Consider the following 15,638-nt stretch of genomic DNA (forward strand, 5'->3'; position numbering starts at 1 on the left):
GCCATCAGGAGCTTTCGACATAGTCGTACTCATAGGCGGATGCCTATGCCTTATCGGCTATGCCACCTGTCCGGTCAAAACGGGGTGCGCTCCACGCCACTTGCCGAGCAGGTCGTTGCAGCCGCACAGCGGAAGTCGCGTTTCGGGCCATTCCTCGCCGTAGGCGTCAGCCATCACCTGATCGAGGATCTCGCGCAACGTGAGTTCGTAGCGGTGGACCATGGTTTTTGCGCGTTTCACATGCGCCGGTTCTATCTTCTCCTTCAGTCGCGCCTTGAAGCGACGACGCTTTTCGGCTGCCGACAGAAGTCGCAAGCGTGGCCAGCGTGATAGCTGAAGGCCTGCCGCATCGAGGAAGTGACGGTAGTCGATCAAGCTGTCGAACGATGGAATAGCTTCGAGCGAGAACGCTCGTGCGGCGTCCCGAAGTTCGCGGCCGACCCGCAGGCTGTCAGCCATGACGTCCGACAGAGCCGAAGTCCGATTGAAGGCATCCATATAGGCTGGCTGCGTCCAAAGCTCGAGCCTGTGCAGGTTGAGCAGCTTGTCCCTAAGATCAGGAACGGGTGTTCTGAATTGCTCCATGGCGGATGGAAGCGACAGGTGACGGCTGAACTCTGCCGCTAGCTGCGCTTGCTCAATGACCAACGGCGAAAGCATCTCACGCCACCGAAGATCGCTTTCCGTCTGCGCTCGCAAGAGATCGCTCACGCCAGCAATCCGCTCAACATCGAACTCATGTTGCAGGGCGCGTTGCCACGAGGCATCGGGGCGCAACTGATCCAGGGCCGAGCGGAAGGACGTGCGCTCGAGAAAGGACATTCGGTCATGGAAACCGTTCAGCGGTTCGATCGCCTCCCGCGCAAGACGAACTGCTTCGAAGACACTGGACGAAATGGGATTGAAGGGTGAACGCACGAATTCGACTCCTACAACAGCAACGCGGCGCCCCCAACCATCGCCGAGAACATATCATAAACATTTGTGAAGGTTTTGGCCACCTCCTGCGCATATGGCGCTTTGGGCGACGACCCGGACTCATCTAGTCTAAAAGACCGATCCGCGAAACGGAGCGCAGCCAAGGCTTCCGCTTCCCGCCCTTCTTTGCGTCAGCAGCCTTCCGGGAAGGCTCGAAGCTCGGTACCACCAGGGTCATGCCCCGGTATGTTCTGGGTATGCGGTTCGAAACCACCCTTCCACCGGTACGGTCAGGGGTTTCGTACGAACCAAACAAGACCGGACCGTCGTGAACCATCCGAACGAAACCAGGCGGCGCTGGCCGTCCCGGAGCTAGGTGACGTCTACCTAGCCTTCGTCCGTCGGGCCGTCCTCGACCGGCCTGGCATTGCGGCCAAGGCCGAGGGATCGTGCGAGTTCCGAGCGCCTGGCAGCATAGTTGGCGGCCACCATCGGATAGTCGGCCGGGAGACCCCATTTCCGGCGATAGGCCTCCGGCGTCAGGTCGTAATGCGTCATCAGATGACGCTTCAGCGACTTGAACGATTTTCCGTCTTCCAGGCAGATCAGGTAGTCAGGGGTCACCGACTTGCGGATCGGCACGGCCGGGACGAGCGGCTCGTCGGGTGCGGGTGCTGCCTCGGGCTGCTGGCCGAGCGTGCCCAGCGTGGCATGGATGACAGCGATGAGACCTCCGATCTCCTCGCGGGGCAGATGATTGTTGCTGACATAGGCAGCCGTGATCTCCGCCGTCTGTTCCAGGATCTCTACCGTCTCGGCCGTCTGCGATCTCATTCAATGGCTCTCCGCTTCAAACTGAGCCCGGGGTTCGCACAGGAATGCGGGGAAGCCAACCGGCAATTGCGTCAGGTCCTGCAACCGCGGTTGCGAGGGCAAGGGCGCGGTGGCACAGTGCTGGCAGCGTTGGCCCGAGATTGCTCCGGTGCCGCAGCCTGCGTATCATTCCCTTCCTGACGGACCTCCATGAAGCGCCCTCCGAACACTTTTGTCGTCGAGCACAAGCGCCGCTCGCGACCCTCTACCGCGACCCCGCCCTCGATCTGGACGGGCACCGCAGGCCGACAGATGCGTGAGCTCGCTCTGGCCCGTGAACGGGCGGAGGCGTTGGCGAACCCCACCGCCGAGCCGTCACATGCCAGCGAGATCGAGACCGTTTCCGAGAGTGGCTTACGGGGACGGATCCTCGAGGCGCGCGTCGAGCCGAGAGCGTCCTCCCCGGATGTCGAACCTGTCGATGCGATCGACCGGTCCGGCGTGTCTGGCCGTTCGAAGCCTGGCGCATCGCGCCTTGCCGGACCGGGATCGAGGACGGCTTCGAACACCGGGACTGCAGAGCGGGGCGACGACCGGAGCAAGGATCCGACGCGGCGGTCCGGTCCCGCCATGTCCGTGGTTGAACCGCCGACGACGCGTTCGACCCCGACGGCTCCCGGATGGCGGGAACGTCGGCTCGCGCTTCGCAGGAAGCTTCCTCTCGAGGACCGCTGGAAGTGGGACTTGCCGTTCTGAGCCGCCGTCGTATGGGGACGTGCACTGCCGAGCGGTTGCCGCCTTTGGCAGCCGGCCCTTGCCGATCGTGATGCCATCGCGAAGGCGACGAGACCGCAGCGGGCTTCGTGCTTCGCGGGTCGGTCCTAAGCGGTCATCCGCTCGTCCGGGGCCCGATCAGTGCAGAGAGGGCGCGACGTCACCGGCGAGAAGCAGCTCGATCCCCTCCTCGTCGAGACAGCGCTGGAACTCGGCATAGGCCCCGTCGTCCGTCTCGAACCGGTCGTCCCAAACGGTGGACGTGTTCGCGGCGTCGACGACCTCGAGCGTCCAGCCCTCGTCCGCTCCCGCCATCCGGTAGATGGCGAGTTCCACCGTCACCCCATCGCGCGTCACGATCCCCGACAGGGGCGACACCTCGATCTCGGGATCCCCTGACGCCATCGCAGAGCCCTCCGGTTCTCGCGCCGGTCCGCTCGACGCAGACCCAGCTTACCACCTCGTCCTCCCCTACCGGAGGGTCAGCCCTCGCGGAACGCCCGTTCGAACTGGTCGCGAAGCGGCTTGATGACATAGGACAGGGCCGTGCGATCTCCGGTCTTGACGAAGGCCTCGACCGGCATGCCGGGGACGAGCTTCACGGCGCCGAGCCTCGCCGCCTCGTCGGCGCCGATCGCGGCGCGCACCGTGTAGTAGGACAGGCCGGTCTGCGGCTCGTGGGTGAGATCGGCGCCGATGCGTTCGATCGTGCCCGTCACCTCCGGCGTCGTTCCCTGGTCGAACGCCGAGAAGCGCAGGCGAACGTCCTGGCCGATCGTGAGCTGGTCGATGTCCTGCGGCGCGATCCGGATCTCGGCCTCCAGCTTGTCGGCCGCCGGCACGATCAGCATGACGGCCTCGCCGGGTGCGATCACCGCGCCCGCAGTGTGGACGGCGAGTTCGTGCACGATCACGGCCTGGGGCGCCCGGATGTCGATGCGCTCCCCCTGTTCGCCATGGCGGGCGAACCCGCCCCGCCGACCGGGAACCTGGACGTGTCCGGCGTCACCGCCATCCGGATCGTCGGTGAGGCCAGCTCGATCAACCTGACGACGATCGAGAGCGAACCGCTCACAGCCACGTTCAGTGGCCAGTGCACGGGATGGTTCGCCAATTGGTATTCGAGCTGGTTCTACAACGACTGCCGTACGGCGAGCCGTATGGCAATCGAGGGAACGACGCTCACGGTCGAAGCCCGACCATCGTCTTGGCTGGAGCCGTCCGACTGCCGGGTCGAGCTGAAGGCTAACATGAAGGAAGGGATCTCGGTCGCGGTCGAGCAGGCGGCCTCGCAGGTCCGCCTCGCCGGCGAATTCTCGACGCTTGTCCTCAATGCCAAGGCGGCGGCCTTTACCATGGAGGGGCATGCCGCATCGGTCCGGCTGAAGAGCGACGCGCTTCGCTCGCATCTTACCTTCGCGCGAACGGAGAAGAACGAGACGATCGTGATCGCCGCCCATTCCCTTGATACGTCTCTCGCGTTCCCGCCGGGCACGTAGATCAGCTATGAGGCGAGCGCTGCCGCTGCCATGGTGGACAGTTCGCTTCCCAACACCGTCGGAGCGAAGCCCTCGATCGCGATTGAGGGCCAGTACGTCCGAGCGGCGATCCGATAAAATGAAGGAAAGCTGAAGATGCTCTGCGCCTGTCGGTGCAGTTTGCCAATTTTTGCCCCTGATTTGACTATGACAGCTACCTACGCGATGTGGACATGACAGTTCAATGACGCACGGAGTGCACTCAATGCCGGACATCTACGCCATTGCCGCTTCCGTGAACGAATTGGCCCAGCCTGGGATCAAGCCCAAGGATCTCATTGAAGCGGTTCGTGAACGCCATCCAAAAGCGAGCAAGAAGAATATCGTCCGAGGTGCCTTCCTCGCGGTGATAACGCACGCTGACGCCGATCCAGACAAGGTGGCTCAAATGCATGAAACGGCGCTCTCGGCACGGTCCACCGATGACGAGGCGCCGGTTTCCACCAAGGTAGAAAAGCGAAGCCAGAAGAAGCCAAAGGCCGCAAGATGAAGCAGAACCACCACTTCTGTTTCGTCGCTCGCGGTGGCAGTTTTGAGAGAATTCAAACGGAAAGTGGCGGTCTCGACCTAGACCGTCGTCGCGAACCTGCCCTCAATTATTCGCACTGCCTCTTCGGGAGTGGATAGGGTGGTGTCGATCACCAACCGATCCGTGTCCCAAGTCTCGTACTCGCGCGAGCGGACCTCGTTCCATTTGGGGAGCCTCCACCCAGCCACGTCCGACAGGCGCGTTTCCACACGCCGCCGGTGCTCGAGCTCATTGCCGCAGACGCACTCCACCTCCAGCAGGGGCACACCGGCCTCTCGTGCGACCCCCCGCCATCCCTCGCGGCTCTCGCGAACTGGGTTCACGCTGTCGGCAACCACGGAGTTTCCAAGCCGAAGGTTGGACAGGCTGACGGCGAAGGCGACGTGGTAGCCTTCCGCGCCAACCGCGCGCTTGGGCTCGACATGAAGCGCCAAGGCGTTCTCGATCTCTTCGATGCGGACGTAGGCAAAGGCGTTCTTGGCGGCCAAGGCTTTGCATATGGTTGACTTGCCCGTTCCCGGCAACCCTCCGAACACGATCAGCATGTCTCATCGCTCTTGGCACATTTCACCCCACGTTATGGGAAGGCTGTAGCACAAGGTCTGTTTTCGGGCTCGGTCGGCATCATGCCAGGATCGAAACCTGTTGGTCCTGCAGCTGAATATTAATTCGGTTGCAGACCTGCAGTTGTCGACCCCTTTCGCACAGCCATACGGCTAAACAGCGTAGCGAGAAGCAGACGTTCGCTGACGCGCCGATAATAGCAGCGCGTCTCTTGCTCCGGCAGAAATATGCCTCTCGCGCACTTCTCCTAGCGATCGATCAGTTTCATGCCCTGCGGGTTATAGCGTGCACCCTGGACAGGGATACCAGCCAAGATGGCCGCGAGCTTTTGCAGATCGTCAGGGGTTAGCTCGACGGAGGCGCCTCCGACATTCTCCTGAAGACGGCGAAGTTTGGTCGTACCTGGGATTGGCACGATCCAGGGCTTCTGCACCAGCAGCCACGCGAGAGCGACCTGCGCCGGCGTCACGCCCTTGGCCTCTGCAAGCGACCCGACCTGCTCGGCCAACTTCTGGTTCGATACCCGTGCCTCAGCCTGGAAGCGGGGCAGCGAGTTGCGAATATCGCCCTCCGGAAAGCTGGTGCTGGTATCGATCTTGCCCGTCAGGAAACCCTTGCCCAGCGGACTGAACGGCACGAAGCCGATGCCCAGCTCCTCGAGCACCGGAAGGATCTCCGCCTCGGGGTCGCGCGTGAACATCGAGTATTCGCTCTGGAGCGCCGCCACCGGCTGCACGGCATGGGCGCGCCGGATCGTCTGGACGCCCGCCTCCGACAGACCGAAATGCTTGACCTTGCCCTCCGCAATGAGGTCGCGAACCGCACCCGCCACGTCCTCGATCGGCACGTCCGGATCGACGCGGTGTTGGTAGAAGAGATCGATGCGGTCGGTCTTCAATCGTTGTAGCGACTGGTCTGCGACGATACGGATGCGCTCGGGGCGACTGTCGAGCAGGCCCGTGCGCGGACTGCCATCCTTCCAGCCGAACTTGGTCGCGATCGCGACCTGATCGCGGAAGGGAGCAACCGCCTCGCCCAGCATTTCCTCGTTCTCCGCGCCGTAAGCCTCGGCGGTGTCGAAGAATGTCACGCCCAGATCATGGGCGGCGCGGATAAGGGCGACCGCATCACTGCGCCCGGTGGCAGGTCCATAGCCGAACGACAGCCCCATACAGCCGAAGCCGAGGGCGGATACCTGAAGCCCGTTCGTGCCGAGTGAGCGTGTGTCCATCTGTCTTCTTTCGCTGTCATTGTCGGGGTATGCGGTAGAGATGCGGTCAGTAAGCGCCACTGGCGTCCCAGAAATCGCACTTGTGAGCGATCCTGAAGGCTTGATCCCGCGACTTCGGAGCGGGTTGAACCAATTCCATGACATTGTCTCGGGCCGGGTCGTAGCGTGGCCATTCGTCTCCACGCTCGGCCATCCCGGAGGCTTGCGTCCAGTATGTGACCATCGCCTTGGAAAGCCGCTCCTGGAGGGAGTTGAGCTTCACGGTCGTGCCGTCGCCGCCGTGGAAGCCTGGAAAGAGATACGATAGCTCGAACGTATGGGCCGACAGGAGAGGAAACGTCGTCTGCGCGATGTACGAAGGCGCCGTACCATCGGAAAACTCGTAGGCGTAGACGGGCATGTACTGAGACGCCCATCGCGTCATGGCGAGACCTGAGCAGGCGAAGAGGTAGTCCGTCACGGCTGTGGCGTAGATATCCGTAGGGTTCGCGTAGTCCTTGAGCGGATAGGCTTCCACGACCTTCGGCGTCAGTTTCCTGAAGTAGACGCTCATGGCGGAAGCGTAGTCCGACTCCGTCAACGTCGTGCCGACCAGGCTCTCCCGGAACGCCGTGAAGAACGTGCCCTCGTTGCGCGTGTTGCCGTTGATCAGCGTGACGCGGTTGAATCGTCCCGACTTGAAGGCCTCCGAGGGCCGTTCGGGAAACGTGGTCCCGTCGATGATCATCTGGTTGATCAAGAACGGCGTCTGCTCGTCGAGGATCCTCTTGGTAGGCAGTGCACGCATACAGTCGGCGCTGCGCTCGGTACAGCCGACGGCAGCCGCGAAGGCCGATCCGCTCGCTCGGGCATCCGCCAGATCGAAGGGGGCACCGAAGTTTCCGGGGCTCAACGCGACTGCACCACCGCTCATGGCGATCGCATGCTGGAACTTGCCTGCCGATCGGGGTGACGCAACGTGTCCCAGCACCGCGGTTCCTCCTGAGGATTCACCGGAGATCGTTACGTTGCCGGGATCCCCGCCAAAACGCTCGATGTTTCGCTGCACCCAGTCGAGGGCGGCCTGTTGGTCCATGAAGCCGTAGTTGGCGAAGTCATGCCCTTCGTCGTCGATCGCGGGATGCGCGAAAAGTCCGAAGAGGCCGAGGCGGTAGTTGACCGTCACCACGATCGCGCCGCCTTCGACGGCAAGCTTGGAAGCGTCGTAATCCCTGCCCGACCCAACCCAGAGGCTGCCACCGTGTAGCCAGACGAGGACGGGGCGCTTGGCGTCCGGGCGAGCGCCCTGCGCGGCGAAGACGTTCAGGTAGAGGCAGTCCTCCGTACCGCCAGCCCTGCCGAACACGCCAAGATCGGAATTCTGCGCGCAGTCCGACGCGAAGGTCGTTCCCTTGCGCGTGGCGGTCCACGGCTCGGGAGGCTGCGGGGGCCGCCAGCGCAGGTCGCCCACGGGAGGAGCCGCATAGGGTATGCCCAGGTAGGCCATCATGCCTCCTTGCTCGATGCCGCTGACGGGGCCTGCGTCGGTCCGGACATCTCCTGCGGTCGGCGGAGGAAGCGTCGCTTCCTGCGCGGATCCCTCCGGTGCGGTGGGTGCCTCCTGCGCAACGGCGGGTCCGTACATGGCGACGCCGATGGCGGTGGCTGCCAAGAGCATATGGATCGCGCTCTTCATGAAATCATCCTTGATCGAAAGTGGTTGGCCAGCCTTGGCTGGCGGGAGGGCGGGCCGGCGCGGGATGCCGGAGCTCTTGAAGGAAGCGGATGGGGAGCGGCCAGGTCAGGTGCAACCCGTTCAAGGTAACGTTCATTGGCGGCGCAGTAGCGGCTGAAGTGCGGCGAACGTTTCCGACCCCGGGGGGACTGTGGAAGTTGGGTGCTCGGCGTGTCGTGAGAGTATCTAGCCGGCGGGATGCGTGTGCCAGATGGAACGGGCGACGGGAGCGGACGTCACCGTCCCGCCTGACGAGGAAGTCAATCGTTCGGCGCGTAGAGCGGATCCACCGTGATGGCACCGGTGAAGTTCGCCTCCAGGCCCGCCATCGACGCCCAGGAGCCGTTCGGCAAGATGAGGGAGCTTTCGGCAACGGCAGGGTCTTCTCAGGCGAGGCCCATCAGGATCGCGGCGGCGGCAACTCGCTTCATGGCGGTTCTTTCCATTCTATCCCGGATTGGCGACACGCCGGGGACGGGCGAACCGAGCGGTCGATCTGGCGGAGAGGTATTGGACCGGACCGGACTGGATTAGAGGATGATTCAGACATAGACCTATGAGGGGGACACATAAGTCAAGATGCAACTAGGCGGCAAGATGCAGCTAGGCTTTAGGGAACATGGATGGAGCAGCTTGCTGCCACCCATGTTGTGGCTTAGGTGCAACAGTCATGACGCAGTCTTGTGTTGCAGAGACTGAAAGGTTTTGCAATTTCGGACTCAGGACGTCGTCAAGCTGACGCCGCTTCCGACGACCGTTGCGACTGCCGCTCTAAGCGGTTGTCTGGCTCGTCCGTATGGGCCTATGCGGGAGACATAAATGCTGCGGGGCAACGTCGAGGACCTACTCGCCTTCATCGCCGTGGCGCGCGAGCAGAGCTTCACAAAGGCCGCCTCCAAGCTCGGCATGTCCCAGTCCGGCCTCAGCCACGCCATCCGCGGTCTCGAGGAGCGGCTCCGCGTCCGACTGCTGACGAGGACGACGCGCAGCGTCTCGCCGACGACCGAGGGCGAGCGCCTGCTCGAGACGATCGGCCCCCGCTTCGAAGAGATCGAGGTCGAACTCGTCGCGTTGACGGATCTGCGCGACAAGCCGGCCGGCACGATCCGCATCACGGCCGATGACTACGCAATCGACAAGGTGCTCTGGCCCAAGCTGCGCAAGGTCCTGCGCGACCATCCCGACGTCAAGGTCGAGCTCGTCGTCGACTACGGCCTCACCGACATCGTGGCGGAGCGCTTCGACGCCGGGGTGCGTCTCGGCGAGATCGTCTCGCAGGGCATGATCTCGATGCGGATCAGCCCAGACCAACGCATGATCGTAGTTGGTTCCCCGGACTATCTCGCGACTCGCCCAATGCCTAAAACCCCGCAGGACCTGACGTCCCACGACTGCATCAACCTTCGGCTTCCGACTAAAGGCGGCCTTTACGTCTGGGAGTTCGAGAAAGACGATAAGGAGGTTCGCGTACGCGTCGACGGGCAGTTAGTTTTCAACGGGGCCAACCAGATCACGGCTGCGGCCGTCGACGGGTATGGTCTGAGCTTCATCCCCGAGGGGCTCGCCATCGACCATATCGCGTCAGGCCGACTGGTACAGGTCCTGAGCGACTGGTGCCCATCCTATCCGGGCTACCACCTCTGTTACCCCAGCCGCCGCCAAGCCTCCGCCGCGTTCAAGATCGTGCTTGAGGCGCTGCGCGAACGCGGCTAGCTTTCAGGGATCCCGCACATATTATGCAGGTGTGGGTCAGTTGGCTCGCGTCTCGAACACGTCCCTGACGGCTGGGATCCGCTTGTCGCGGGCGACGTCGAGCAGTTCGATCAGCACCTCGTGGTTCGGAGGCAGCCTCGCCCGGCTCGGTTTGTTGGAGTGCAATCCAGACGTTTTATTACCTTGACTAATAACTCCATGCAGTCTGCCGACCCTAATCGGGTCAGGCCGGACCGCCTAGCTTCCCATCACGACAGCCCCCGGACAGACGGTGGCGACAAGCCGTTTCTCCGGATCCTTCCGATCCGCAACGGCGACGACGATGGAGTGGCAAATGCAGAAGCGCATTCTCGGAAATAAGAATGGCCTTGAAGTTTCGGCCCTTGGCTTCGGCTGCATGGGGCTGAACTTCGGCTACGGCCACGCCCTCACGAAGGAGGATGGGATCACCCTTATCCGCCAAGCCGTCGACCGCGGCGTCACCTTCTTCGACACGGCCGAGGTCTACAGCCCCTACACCAACGAGGAGATGGTCGGGGAAGCCCTGCGGCCCGTTCGCGACCAAGTCGTGATCGCGACGAAGTTCGGCTTCAACATCCAGGACGGAAAGTCGGCCGGGCTGGACAGCCGGCCCGAGCAGATCCGGAAGGTTGCCGACGCCTCGCTGAAGCGCCTCGGCGTCGAGGCGATCGATCTCTTCTACCAGCACCGCGTCGACACCAAGGTGCCGATCGAGGACGTCGCCGGGACGGTCAAGGAGCTGATCCAGGCGGGCAAGGTCAAGCATTTCGGTCTGTCGGAGCCCGGCGCCGCCACCGTCCGCCGGGCGCATGCGGTGCAGCCCGTCACGGCTCTCCAGAACGAGTATTCCCTCTGGACCCGCGGTCCCGAGACGAACGGCATCCTCGAGGCCTGCGAGGAGCTCGGCATCGGGCTCGTTCCGTACAGCCCGCTCGGCAAGGGCTTCCTGACGGGAGCGATGGGCAAGGACACCAAGCTCCCCGCGAACGACTTCCGCGCCAACCTTCCGCGCTTCACGCCGGAGGCGCTGGAAAAGAACCAGGCGCTGGTCGATCTCCTGAAGGGGATCGCGGCGGACAAGGGCGCCACCCCCGCGCAGATCGCCCTTGGCTGGCTCCTGGCCAAGAAGCCGTGGATCGTGCCGATCCCGGGGACGACCAAGCTGCATCGGCTGGAAGAGAACCTCGGCGCCGCCGACGTGACCCTGACGTCGGACGATATCCAGAAGATCGAGCAAGCGGCCGCCGCCATCCAGATCGAAGGCGAGCGCTACACGCCCGCCTTGATGGCCACGACGGGCAACTGACGCTTCCTATCTGGACAGCCCCGCGCGACGGGTTCCGCCCGTCGCGCGAGCGGAGAACACCATGACCATTGCCTCGACCCTGCCGGCGCCGGATGCGCGCGTCGACAAACTGACGACAGCCGCGCTTGTCGACACCAACGGCGACCGATCCGCCGTTCGGCCCCAGGAACCCATCGCGTCGGCCACTAAGGGGCATGGACTGCGGGTCCTTGCCATCCTTTCCGCCCTGATGGGGTTCGCCTCCATCTCGACCGACCTTTATCTGCCGGCCATGCCGACCATGGCAACCGCCCTTGGCTCGGATGCAGGAACGATGGAGCTCACCATCTCCGGCTACCTCATCGGCTTCAGCCTGGGCCAGCTCCTGCGGGGACCGCTCGGCGACCGCTACGGGCGCCGCCTTCCCGTCGCCATTGGCCTTGTCCTGTTCGTCATCGGATCCGCCGGCTGCGCCCTCTCGACGGACGTCTGGCACATGGTGGGCTGGCGCGTGGTGCAGGCGGTCGGCGCATGCGCCGGAGTGGTTCTTGCGAGGGCCATGGTACGGGACCTCTACGCCGGCCATCGCGCCGCGCAGATGCTGTCGACGTTGATGACGGTGATGGCGGTCGCTCCGCTTCTTGGCCCCGTCGTCGGCAGCCAGATCCTGGCTGTGTCCTCCTGGCAGGCGATCTTCTGGACGCTGGTCGGCGTTGGCGTCGCCACGCTCGTAGCCCTCTACACCCTTCCGGAGACGCTGCCCGAGGAGCGGCGGAACATGGAACCGCTTGGCCGGGCCATGGCCCGCTACGGCATGCTCCTCCGCCACCCGAGGCTTCTTGGCTACGCCGGGGCCGGAGCGTTCTTCTACGGCGGCGTCTACGCCTACATCGCCGGAACGCCGTTTGCGTACATCACCTACCACCATGTCTCACCCCGGCTCTACGGCATCCTCTTCGCCGCCGGCATCCTCGGGATCATGGCGACCAATGTCGTCAACGCTCGCTTGGTGGGGCGCCTCGGCGGCCTGCGGCTCCTGCGGATCGGCAGCGCGGGCGCCGCCGTTTCCGGCATCCTGCTGGTCACCGACGCAACGACCGGATGGGGTGGCCTGTGGGGCCTGGTGATCCCGCTCTTCGCCTTCGTGTCGATGAACGGCCTGATCGTCGCGAACTCTATCGCGGGCGCAATGGCCGAGTTCCCTGATAGGGCGGGCACCGTTTCGGCCCTTGTCGGCGCCATGCAGTACGGCACGGGCATAGTCGGCTCCGCCATGGTCGGCGTGCTTGCCGACGGCACGCCACGTCCCCTTGGCTACGTCATCGCTTTCGCCGGAGTCGGCGGCATCGTCTGCGCCTGGTTTCTCGTTCCCTCGAAGGAAGAGAACAGCAACGGTTCCGTCCTGTCTCGCCCTGCAATCCCTGCTTCCCCAACCAATTGAGAAAAGACATGAGAACCTACGGATTTGCCGCCACCGACGCAGACGCTCCCCTGCCCCTCAAGCCTTACTCCTTCGAGCGCCGCGCTCCCCGGGAGAACGACGTCGTGATGGAGATCCTCTTCTGCGGCGTCTGCCACTCCGACCTGCATTGGGCGAAGAACGACTGGGGCTGGACGAGCTACCCCGCGGTGATGGGCCACGAGATCGTCGGCCGGGTGATCGAGGTCGGGACGGGCGTGACGCGCTACAAGGTCGGCGACCACGTCGCGGTCGGCTGCATGGTCGACTCCTGCCAGCACTGCGACCAGTGCCGCAAGGGTGAGGAACAGCTCTGCCGCGAGGGCAACACCGGAACCTACGGCGGCGCCGACCGCGTGACAGGCGAGCCCACGAAGGGCGGCTACTCCAAGCACCTCGTGGTGCGCGAGGAGTTCGCGCTGCGCGTTCCGGACGGGCTCGACGTGTCGCGCGTAGCCCCCCTCCTCTGCGCGGGGATCACGACCTACTCGCCGCTTCGCACCTGGCAGGTCGGGCTTGGAAGCCGCGTCGGCGTGATCGGCCTTGGCGGTCTTGGCCACATGGCCGTGAAGCTCGCCTCGGCGATGGGCGCCCACGTCACGGTGATGAGCCGGACGGCCGACAAGGAGGCCGACGCCCACGCCCTCGGGGCGGACGCGCTCCTCATCTCGGCGGACGAAAGCGCGATGGCGTCGGCGGCCTCGTCGTTCGACCTCATCATCGACACCGTCCCGGTGAAGCACGACCTCAACCCCTACCTGCCGCTCCTCGACGTCGACGGGACGCTCGTGATCGTCGGGCAGATCGGACCGATGGCCGAGACCAACACGGTACCCCTTCTGCTAGGGCGGCGCCGGATCGCTGGCTCCCCGATCGGCGGCATCCGGCAGACGCAGGAGATGCTCGACTTCTGCGCCAAGAAGAACGTGCTTCCGGACGTCGAGATGATCCGCATGGACCAGATCAACGAGGCCTACGAGCGCATGGAGCGCTCCGACGTGCGTTACCGCTTCGTCATCGACATGGCTTCACTGAAGCCTGCTGAGGCCGCCTGACCTGAGGCCCGTGCTGTCGTTCTTCCGCGCGGCACGGGTTTCCCATTCCAACGAATGCGAGAACCGACATGGACATCAGCCGGACGCCGGCGTCGTAACGTTCGGCCACGATGTCATGGAGCGTCGCGTCCGCCGACAGCTCCACCTTGATGTCGGGATGGTCGCGCAGGAACACCGCCAGCTTGGGCCACAGCACGTTCTCGACGGCGTGTTCCCCCGCGGTGATCCGAAAGCTGCTCGCCGGTCGCTCGCGATGCTGGCCAAGGGCCGACAGCCCGCCCTGGATCTCGGCCAAGGCCGGGGCGACCACCCGAAGCAGCTCTACGCCGGCGGTGGTGAGGGACACGATCCGGGTGCTGCGCGTGACAAGGCGGATGTCGTAGCGCGTCTCGATCCGACGCATGCCCTGGCTGAGCGCCGACTGCGAGATGCCGAGCCGTGCCGCCGCGCGGGTGAAACTGCTCTCCTCGGCGACCGCGACGAAGGTCAGCAGATCTCCCAGTTCGTCACGTCCCATCCATGGCCCCTCGCCGGCACGTTCCACCACCGTAGAACAGTTATAAACCGGGCTAATAAGATCATGCAGGCTGGCGTGTCTAATCGCAGATGCTTGATTGACCTAAGTTCGACCTATCCGCGGCACCTTCGACGGGACGACGGCGCGACCGGACAGGTTCCGCTTCCGCGTGAAACGCCGGACCTTCGCCGTTCCTCCGGACGCAAGCCGACCCCGACGCCAGAAAGGATTGGAACCGACATGCCAACAACATGTGATTTCGAACTTAATCGGCGGGAGCTGATGGCCGGCACGGTGGCGACCGTCGCCGTCACGTCCTTTCCTGTCTCCGCCCTGGCGCAAGCGAACGCTTCCTCCGAGAGCCCCGTCGTCTCCAAGGTCTCCTTCACGGTCAACGGCGAGCGCCGCGAGCTCGACCTCGACCTGCGGACCACGCTTCTCGACGCCCTGCGCGAGCACCTCAAGCTGTCGGGTACCAAGAAGGGCTGCGACCACGGCCAATGCGGCGCCTGCACGGTGATCGTGGAAGGCAGACGGATGAACTCGTGCCTGTCGCTCGCCGTGATGCACGAGGGCGACGAGATCACGACGATCGAAGGGCTCGGCACGCCAGACAAGCTCCACCCGATGCAGGACGCGTTCGTGAAGCACGATGGCTACCAGTGCGGCTACTGCACGCCCGGCCAGATCGTCTCGGCGGTGGCCGTCCTCGCCGAGGTGAAGGCCGGCATTCCAAGCCACGTCACGGCCGATCTCTCGGTGGCGCCGGAAGCGTCTAACGCCGAGCTTCGCGAGCGCATGAGCGGCAACATCTGCCGCTGCGGCGCCTATTCCAACATCGCCGAAGCGATGACCGAGGTCGCCGGGAGGCCCGCATGAAGTCCTTCACCTACGAGCGCGCGACGTCCCCGGCCGAGGCCGCCAAGGCCGCAAGCGCCAAGCCCGGCGCGAAGTTCATCGCGGGTGGCACGAACCTCCTCGACCTGATGAAGCTCCAGATCGAGACCCCGCAGCACCTCATCGACGTGAACGGGCTGAAGCTCGACACGATCGAGGCCACGAGCGAAGGCGGACTGCGCATCGGGGCGCTTGTGCGCAACACGGATCTGGCGAGCGACGCCCGCATAAAGCGCGATTACGGCGTCCTGACCCGGGCGATCGTCGCTGGAGCGTCCGGTCAGCTCCGCAACCGTGCGACGACAGCAGGCAACCTCCTCCAGCGCACGCGCTGCCCGTATTTCTATGACACGAACATGGCCTGCAACAAACGCCAGCCGGGCTCGGGCTGCTCGGCGCTCGAAGGCTATTCGCGCCAGCTCGGCGTCGTCGGGGTGAGCGATGCCTGCATCGCTACGAACCCCTCTGACATGAACTTCGCGCTTCGCGTGCTCGACGCCACTGTCGAGACGGTGCCCGACACGCCAGCCGCTCCGACACGTTGAACCTCTTCATGACGTGGTCGATGCATTGGCGACGGCGGGCGGGGCTCACCAGTTTCCCGAGGCGG

At 64.3% G+C, this 15,638-nt stretch carries 15 protein-coding genes and 1 pseudogene; 8 read left to right on the plus strand and 8 right to left on the minus strand.

Annotation, left to right across the window (positions count from 1 at the left end):
• Positions 1-57: 57 nt before the first annotated feature.
• The 4 genes from GGR04_RS23185 to GGR04_RS24500 form a co-directional block, all read right to left on the minus strand.
• A complete protein-coding gene (locus GGR04_RS23185; RefSeq protein WP_183202900.1) occupies positions 58-918 on the minus strand; it encodes a hypothetical protein in 861 nt (286 codons plus the stop codon).
• A gap of 387 nt (positions 919-1,305) precedes the next feature.
• Positions 1,306-1,752, minus strand: coding sequence for a Ros/MucR family transcriptional regulator (locus tag GGR04_RS23190; protein WP_183202902.1), 447 nt, complete (start codon positions 1,750-1,752; stop codon positions 1,306-1,308).
• Between the two features lie 891 nt (positions 1,753-2,643).
• Complete coding sequence (locus GGR04_RS23195; protein ID WP_183202904.1) at positions 2,644-2,910, minus strand: hypothetical protein; 267 nt, start codon at positions 2,908-2,910, stop codon at positions 2,644-2,646.
• Positions 2,911-2,987: 77 nt separating this feature from the next.
• Positions 2,988-3,413: a beta-barrel domain-containing protein gene (locus GGR04_RS24500; protein WP_376769891.1), complete on the minus strand. Its 426-nt coding sequence runs from the start codon at positions 3,411-3,413 to the stop codon at positions 2,988-2,990.
• On the opposite strand from GGR04_RS24500, the gene GGR04_RS24505 reads away from it, so the two are divergent.
• The gene (locus tag GGR04_RS24505; RefSeq protein WP_312857515.1) at positions 3,408-4,004 is read left to right on the plus strand and encodes a hypothetical protein; all 597 of its coding nucleotides are present in this window, start codon (positions 3,408-3,410) and stop codon (positions 4,002-4,004) included. The genes GGR04_RS24500 and GGR04_RS24505 overlap by 6 nt on opposite strands.
• A 244-nt stretch (positions 4,005-4,248) precedes the next feature.
• Positions 4,249-4,533, plus strand: coding sequence for a hypothetical protein (locus GGR04_RS23205; RefSeq protein WP_183202908.1), 285 nt, complete (start codon positions 4,249-4,251; stop codon positions 4,531-4,533).
• 77 nt (positions 4,534-4,610) lie between these two features.
• Here GGR04_RS23205 and GGR04_RS23210 read toward each other — a convergent pair whose 3' ends face one another.
• From GGR04_RS23210 to GGR04_RS23220, 3 genes are all read right to left on the minus strand, one after another.
• A complete protein-coding gene (locus GGR04_RS23210) occupies positions 4,611-5,117 on the minus strand; it encodes a P-loop nucleotide/nucleoside kinase family protein (protein ID WP_183202910.1) in 507 nt (168 codons plus the stop codon).
• A gap of 266 nt (positions 5,118-5,383) precedes the next feature.
• Positions 5,384-6,367: an aldo/keto reductase gene (locus GGR04_RS23215; RefSeq protein WP_183202913.1), complete on the minus strand. Its 984-nt coding sequence runs from the start codon at positions 6,365-6,367 to the stop codon at positions 5,384-5,386.
• 46 nt (positions 6,368-6,413) lie between these two features.
• Positions 6,414-8,042 (minus strand): carboxylesterase/lipase family protein, encoded by a 1,629-nt coding sequence (locus tag GGR04_RS23220; protein ID WP_183202914.1) that lies wholly within the window; start codon positions 8,040-8,042, stop codon positions 6,414-6,416.
• A gap of 858 nt (positions 8,043-8,900) precedes the next feature.
• On the opposite strand from GGR04_RS23220, the gene GGR04_RS23225 reads away from it, so the two are divergent.
• From GGR04_RS23225 to GGR04_RS23240, 4 genes are all read left to right on the plus strand, one after another.
• Positions 8,901-9,794 (plus strand): LysR family transcriptional regulator, encoded by an 894-nt coding sequence (locus GGR04_RS23225; protein ID WP_183202916.1) that lies wholly within the window; start codon positions 8,901-8,903, stop codon positions 9,792-9,794.
• Between the two features lie 334 nt (positions 9,795-10,128).
• Positions 10,129-11,121 carry an aldo/keto reductase gene (locus GGR04_RS23230; protein ID WP_183202918.1) on the plus strand — a complete coding sequence of 331 codons (993 nt, stop codon included), beginning with the start codon at positions 10,129-10,131 and terminating at the stop codon, positions 11,119-11,121.
• A gap of 61 nt (positions 11,122-11,182) precedes the next feature.
• The gene (locus GGR04_RS23235; protein WP_183202920.1) at positions 11,183-12,541 is read left to right on the plus strand and encodes a multidrug effflux MFS transporter; all 1,359 of its coding nucleotides are present in this window, start codon (positions 11,183-11,185) and stop codon (positions 12,539-12,541) included.
• An 8-nt stretch (positions 12,542-12,549) separates the two neighbouring features.
• Positions 12,550-13,614, plus strand: coding sequence for an NAD(P)-dependent alcohol dehydrogenase (locus GGR04_RS23240; protein WP_183202921.1), 1,065 nt, complete (start codon positions 12,550-12,552; stop codon positions 13,612-13,614).
• On the opposite strand, the gene GGR04_RS23245 is transcribed toward GGR04_RS23240, so the two are convergent.
• Positions 13,574-14,131 (minus strand): LysR family transcriptional regulator, encoded by a 558-nt coding sequence (locus tag GGR04_RS23245; protein WP_183202923.1) that lies wholly within the window; start codon positions 14,129-14,131, stop codon positions 13,574-13,576. The two genes, GGR04_RS23240 and GGR04_RS23245, sit on opposite strands and share 41 nt — an antisense overlap.
• Positions 14,132-14,371: 240 nt before the next feature.
• On the opposite strand from GGR04_RS23245, the gene paoA reads away from it, so the two are divergent.
• A complete protein-coding gene (paoA, locus tag GGR04_RS23250) occupies positions 14,372-15,010 on the plus strand; it encodes an aldehyde dehydrogenase iron-sulfur subunit PaoA (protein WP_183202926.1) in 639 nt (212 codons plus the stop codon).
• A pseudogene (locus tag GGR04_RS23255) lies at positions 15,007-15,549 on the plus strand (FAD binding domain-containing protein); the annotation flags it as partial. The gene paoA and the pseudogene GGR04_RS23255, both read left to right, overlap by 4 nt.
• Positions 15,550-15,638 lie beyond the last annotated feature (89 nt).

The sequence above is a fragment of the Aureimonas pseudogalii genome (genome assembly GCF_014196835.1).
Classification (GTDB): domain Bacteria; phylum Pseudomonadota; class Alphaproteobacteria; order Rhizobiales; family Rhizobiaceae; genus Aureimonas; species Aureimonas pseudogalii.

Excerpts from the sequence above, each read along its gene's own strand:
- GGR04_RS23205 (WP_183202908.1), top strand. The coding sequence starts at position 4,249 with ATGCCGGACATCTACGCCATTGCCGCTTCCGTGAACGAATTGGCCCAG.
- GGR04_RS23245 (WP_183202923.1), bottom strand. The coding sequence starts at position 14,131 with ATGGGACGTGACGAACTGGGAGATCTGCTGACCTTCGTCGCGGTCGCC.
- GGR04_RS23210 (WP_183202910.1), bottom strand. The coding sequence starts at position 5,117 with ATGCTGATCGTGTTCGGAGGGTTGCCGGGAACGGGCAAGTCAACCATA.
- GGR04_RS23220 (WP_183202914.1), bottom strand. The coding sequence starts at position 8,042 with ATGAAGAGCGCGATCCATATGCTCTTGGCAGCCACCGCCATCGGCGTC.
- GGR04_RS23190 (WP_183202902.1), bottom strand. The coding sequence starts at position 1,752 with ATGAGATCGCAGACGGCCGAGACGGTAGAGATCCTGGAACAGACGGCG.
- paoA (WP_183202926.1), top strand. The coding sequence starts at position 14,372 with ATGCCAACAACATGTGATTTCGAACTTAATCGGCGGGAGCTGATGGCC.
- GGR04_RS23215 (WP_183202913.1), bottom strand. The coding sequence starts at position 6,367 with ATGGACACACGCTCACTCGGCACGAACGGGCTTCAGGTATCCGCCCTC.
- GGR04_RS23225 (WP_183202916.1), top strand. The coding sequence starts at position 8,901 with ATGCTGCGGGGCAACGTCGAGGACCTACTCGCCTTCATCGCCGTGGCG.
- GGR04_RS23240 (WP_183202921.1), top strand. The coding sequence starts at position 12,550 with ATGAGAACCTACGGATTTGCCGCCACCGACGCAGACGCTCCCCTGCCC.
- GGR04_RS23195 (WP_183202904.1), bottom strand. The coding sequence starts at position 2,910 with ATGGCGTCAGGGGATCCCGAGATCGAGGTGTCGCCCCTGTCGGGGATC.
- GGR04_RS23230 (WP_183202918.1), top strand. The coding sequence starts at position 10,129 with ATGCAGAAGCGCATTCTCGGAAATAAGAATGGCCTTGAAGTTTCGGCC.
- GGR04_RS23235 (WP_183202920.1), top strand. The coding sequence starts at position 11,183 with ATGACCATTGCCTCGACCCTGCCGGCGCCGGATGCGCGCGTCGACAAA.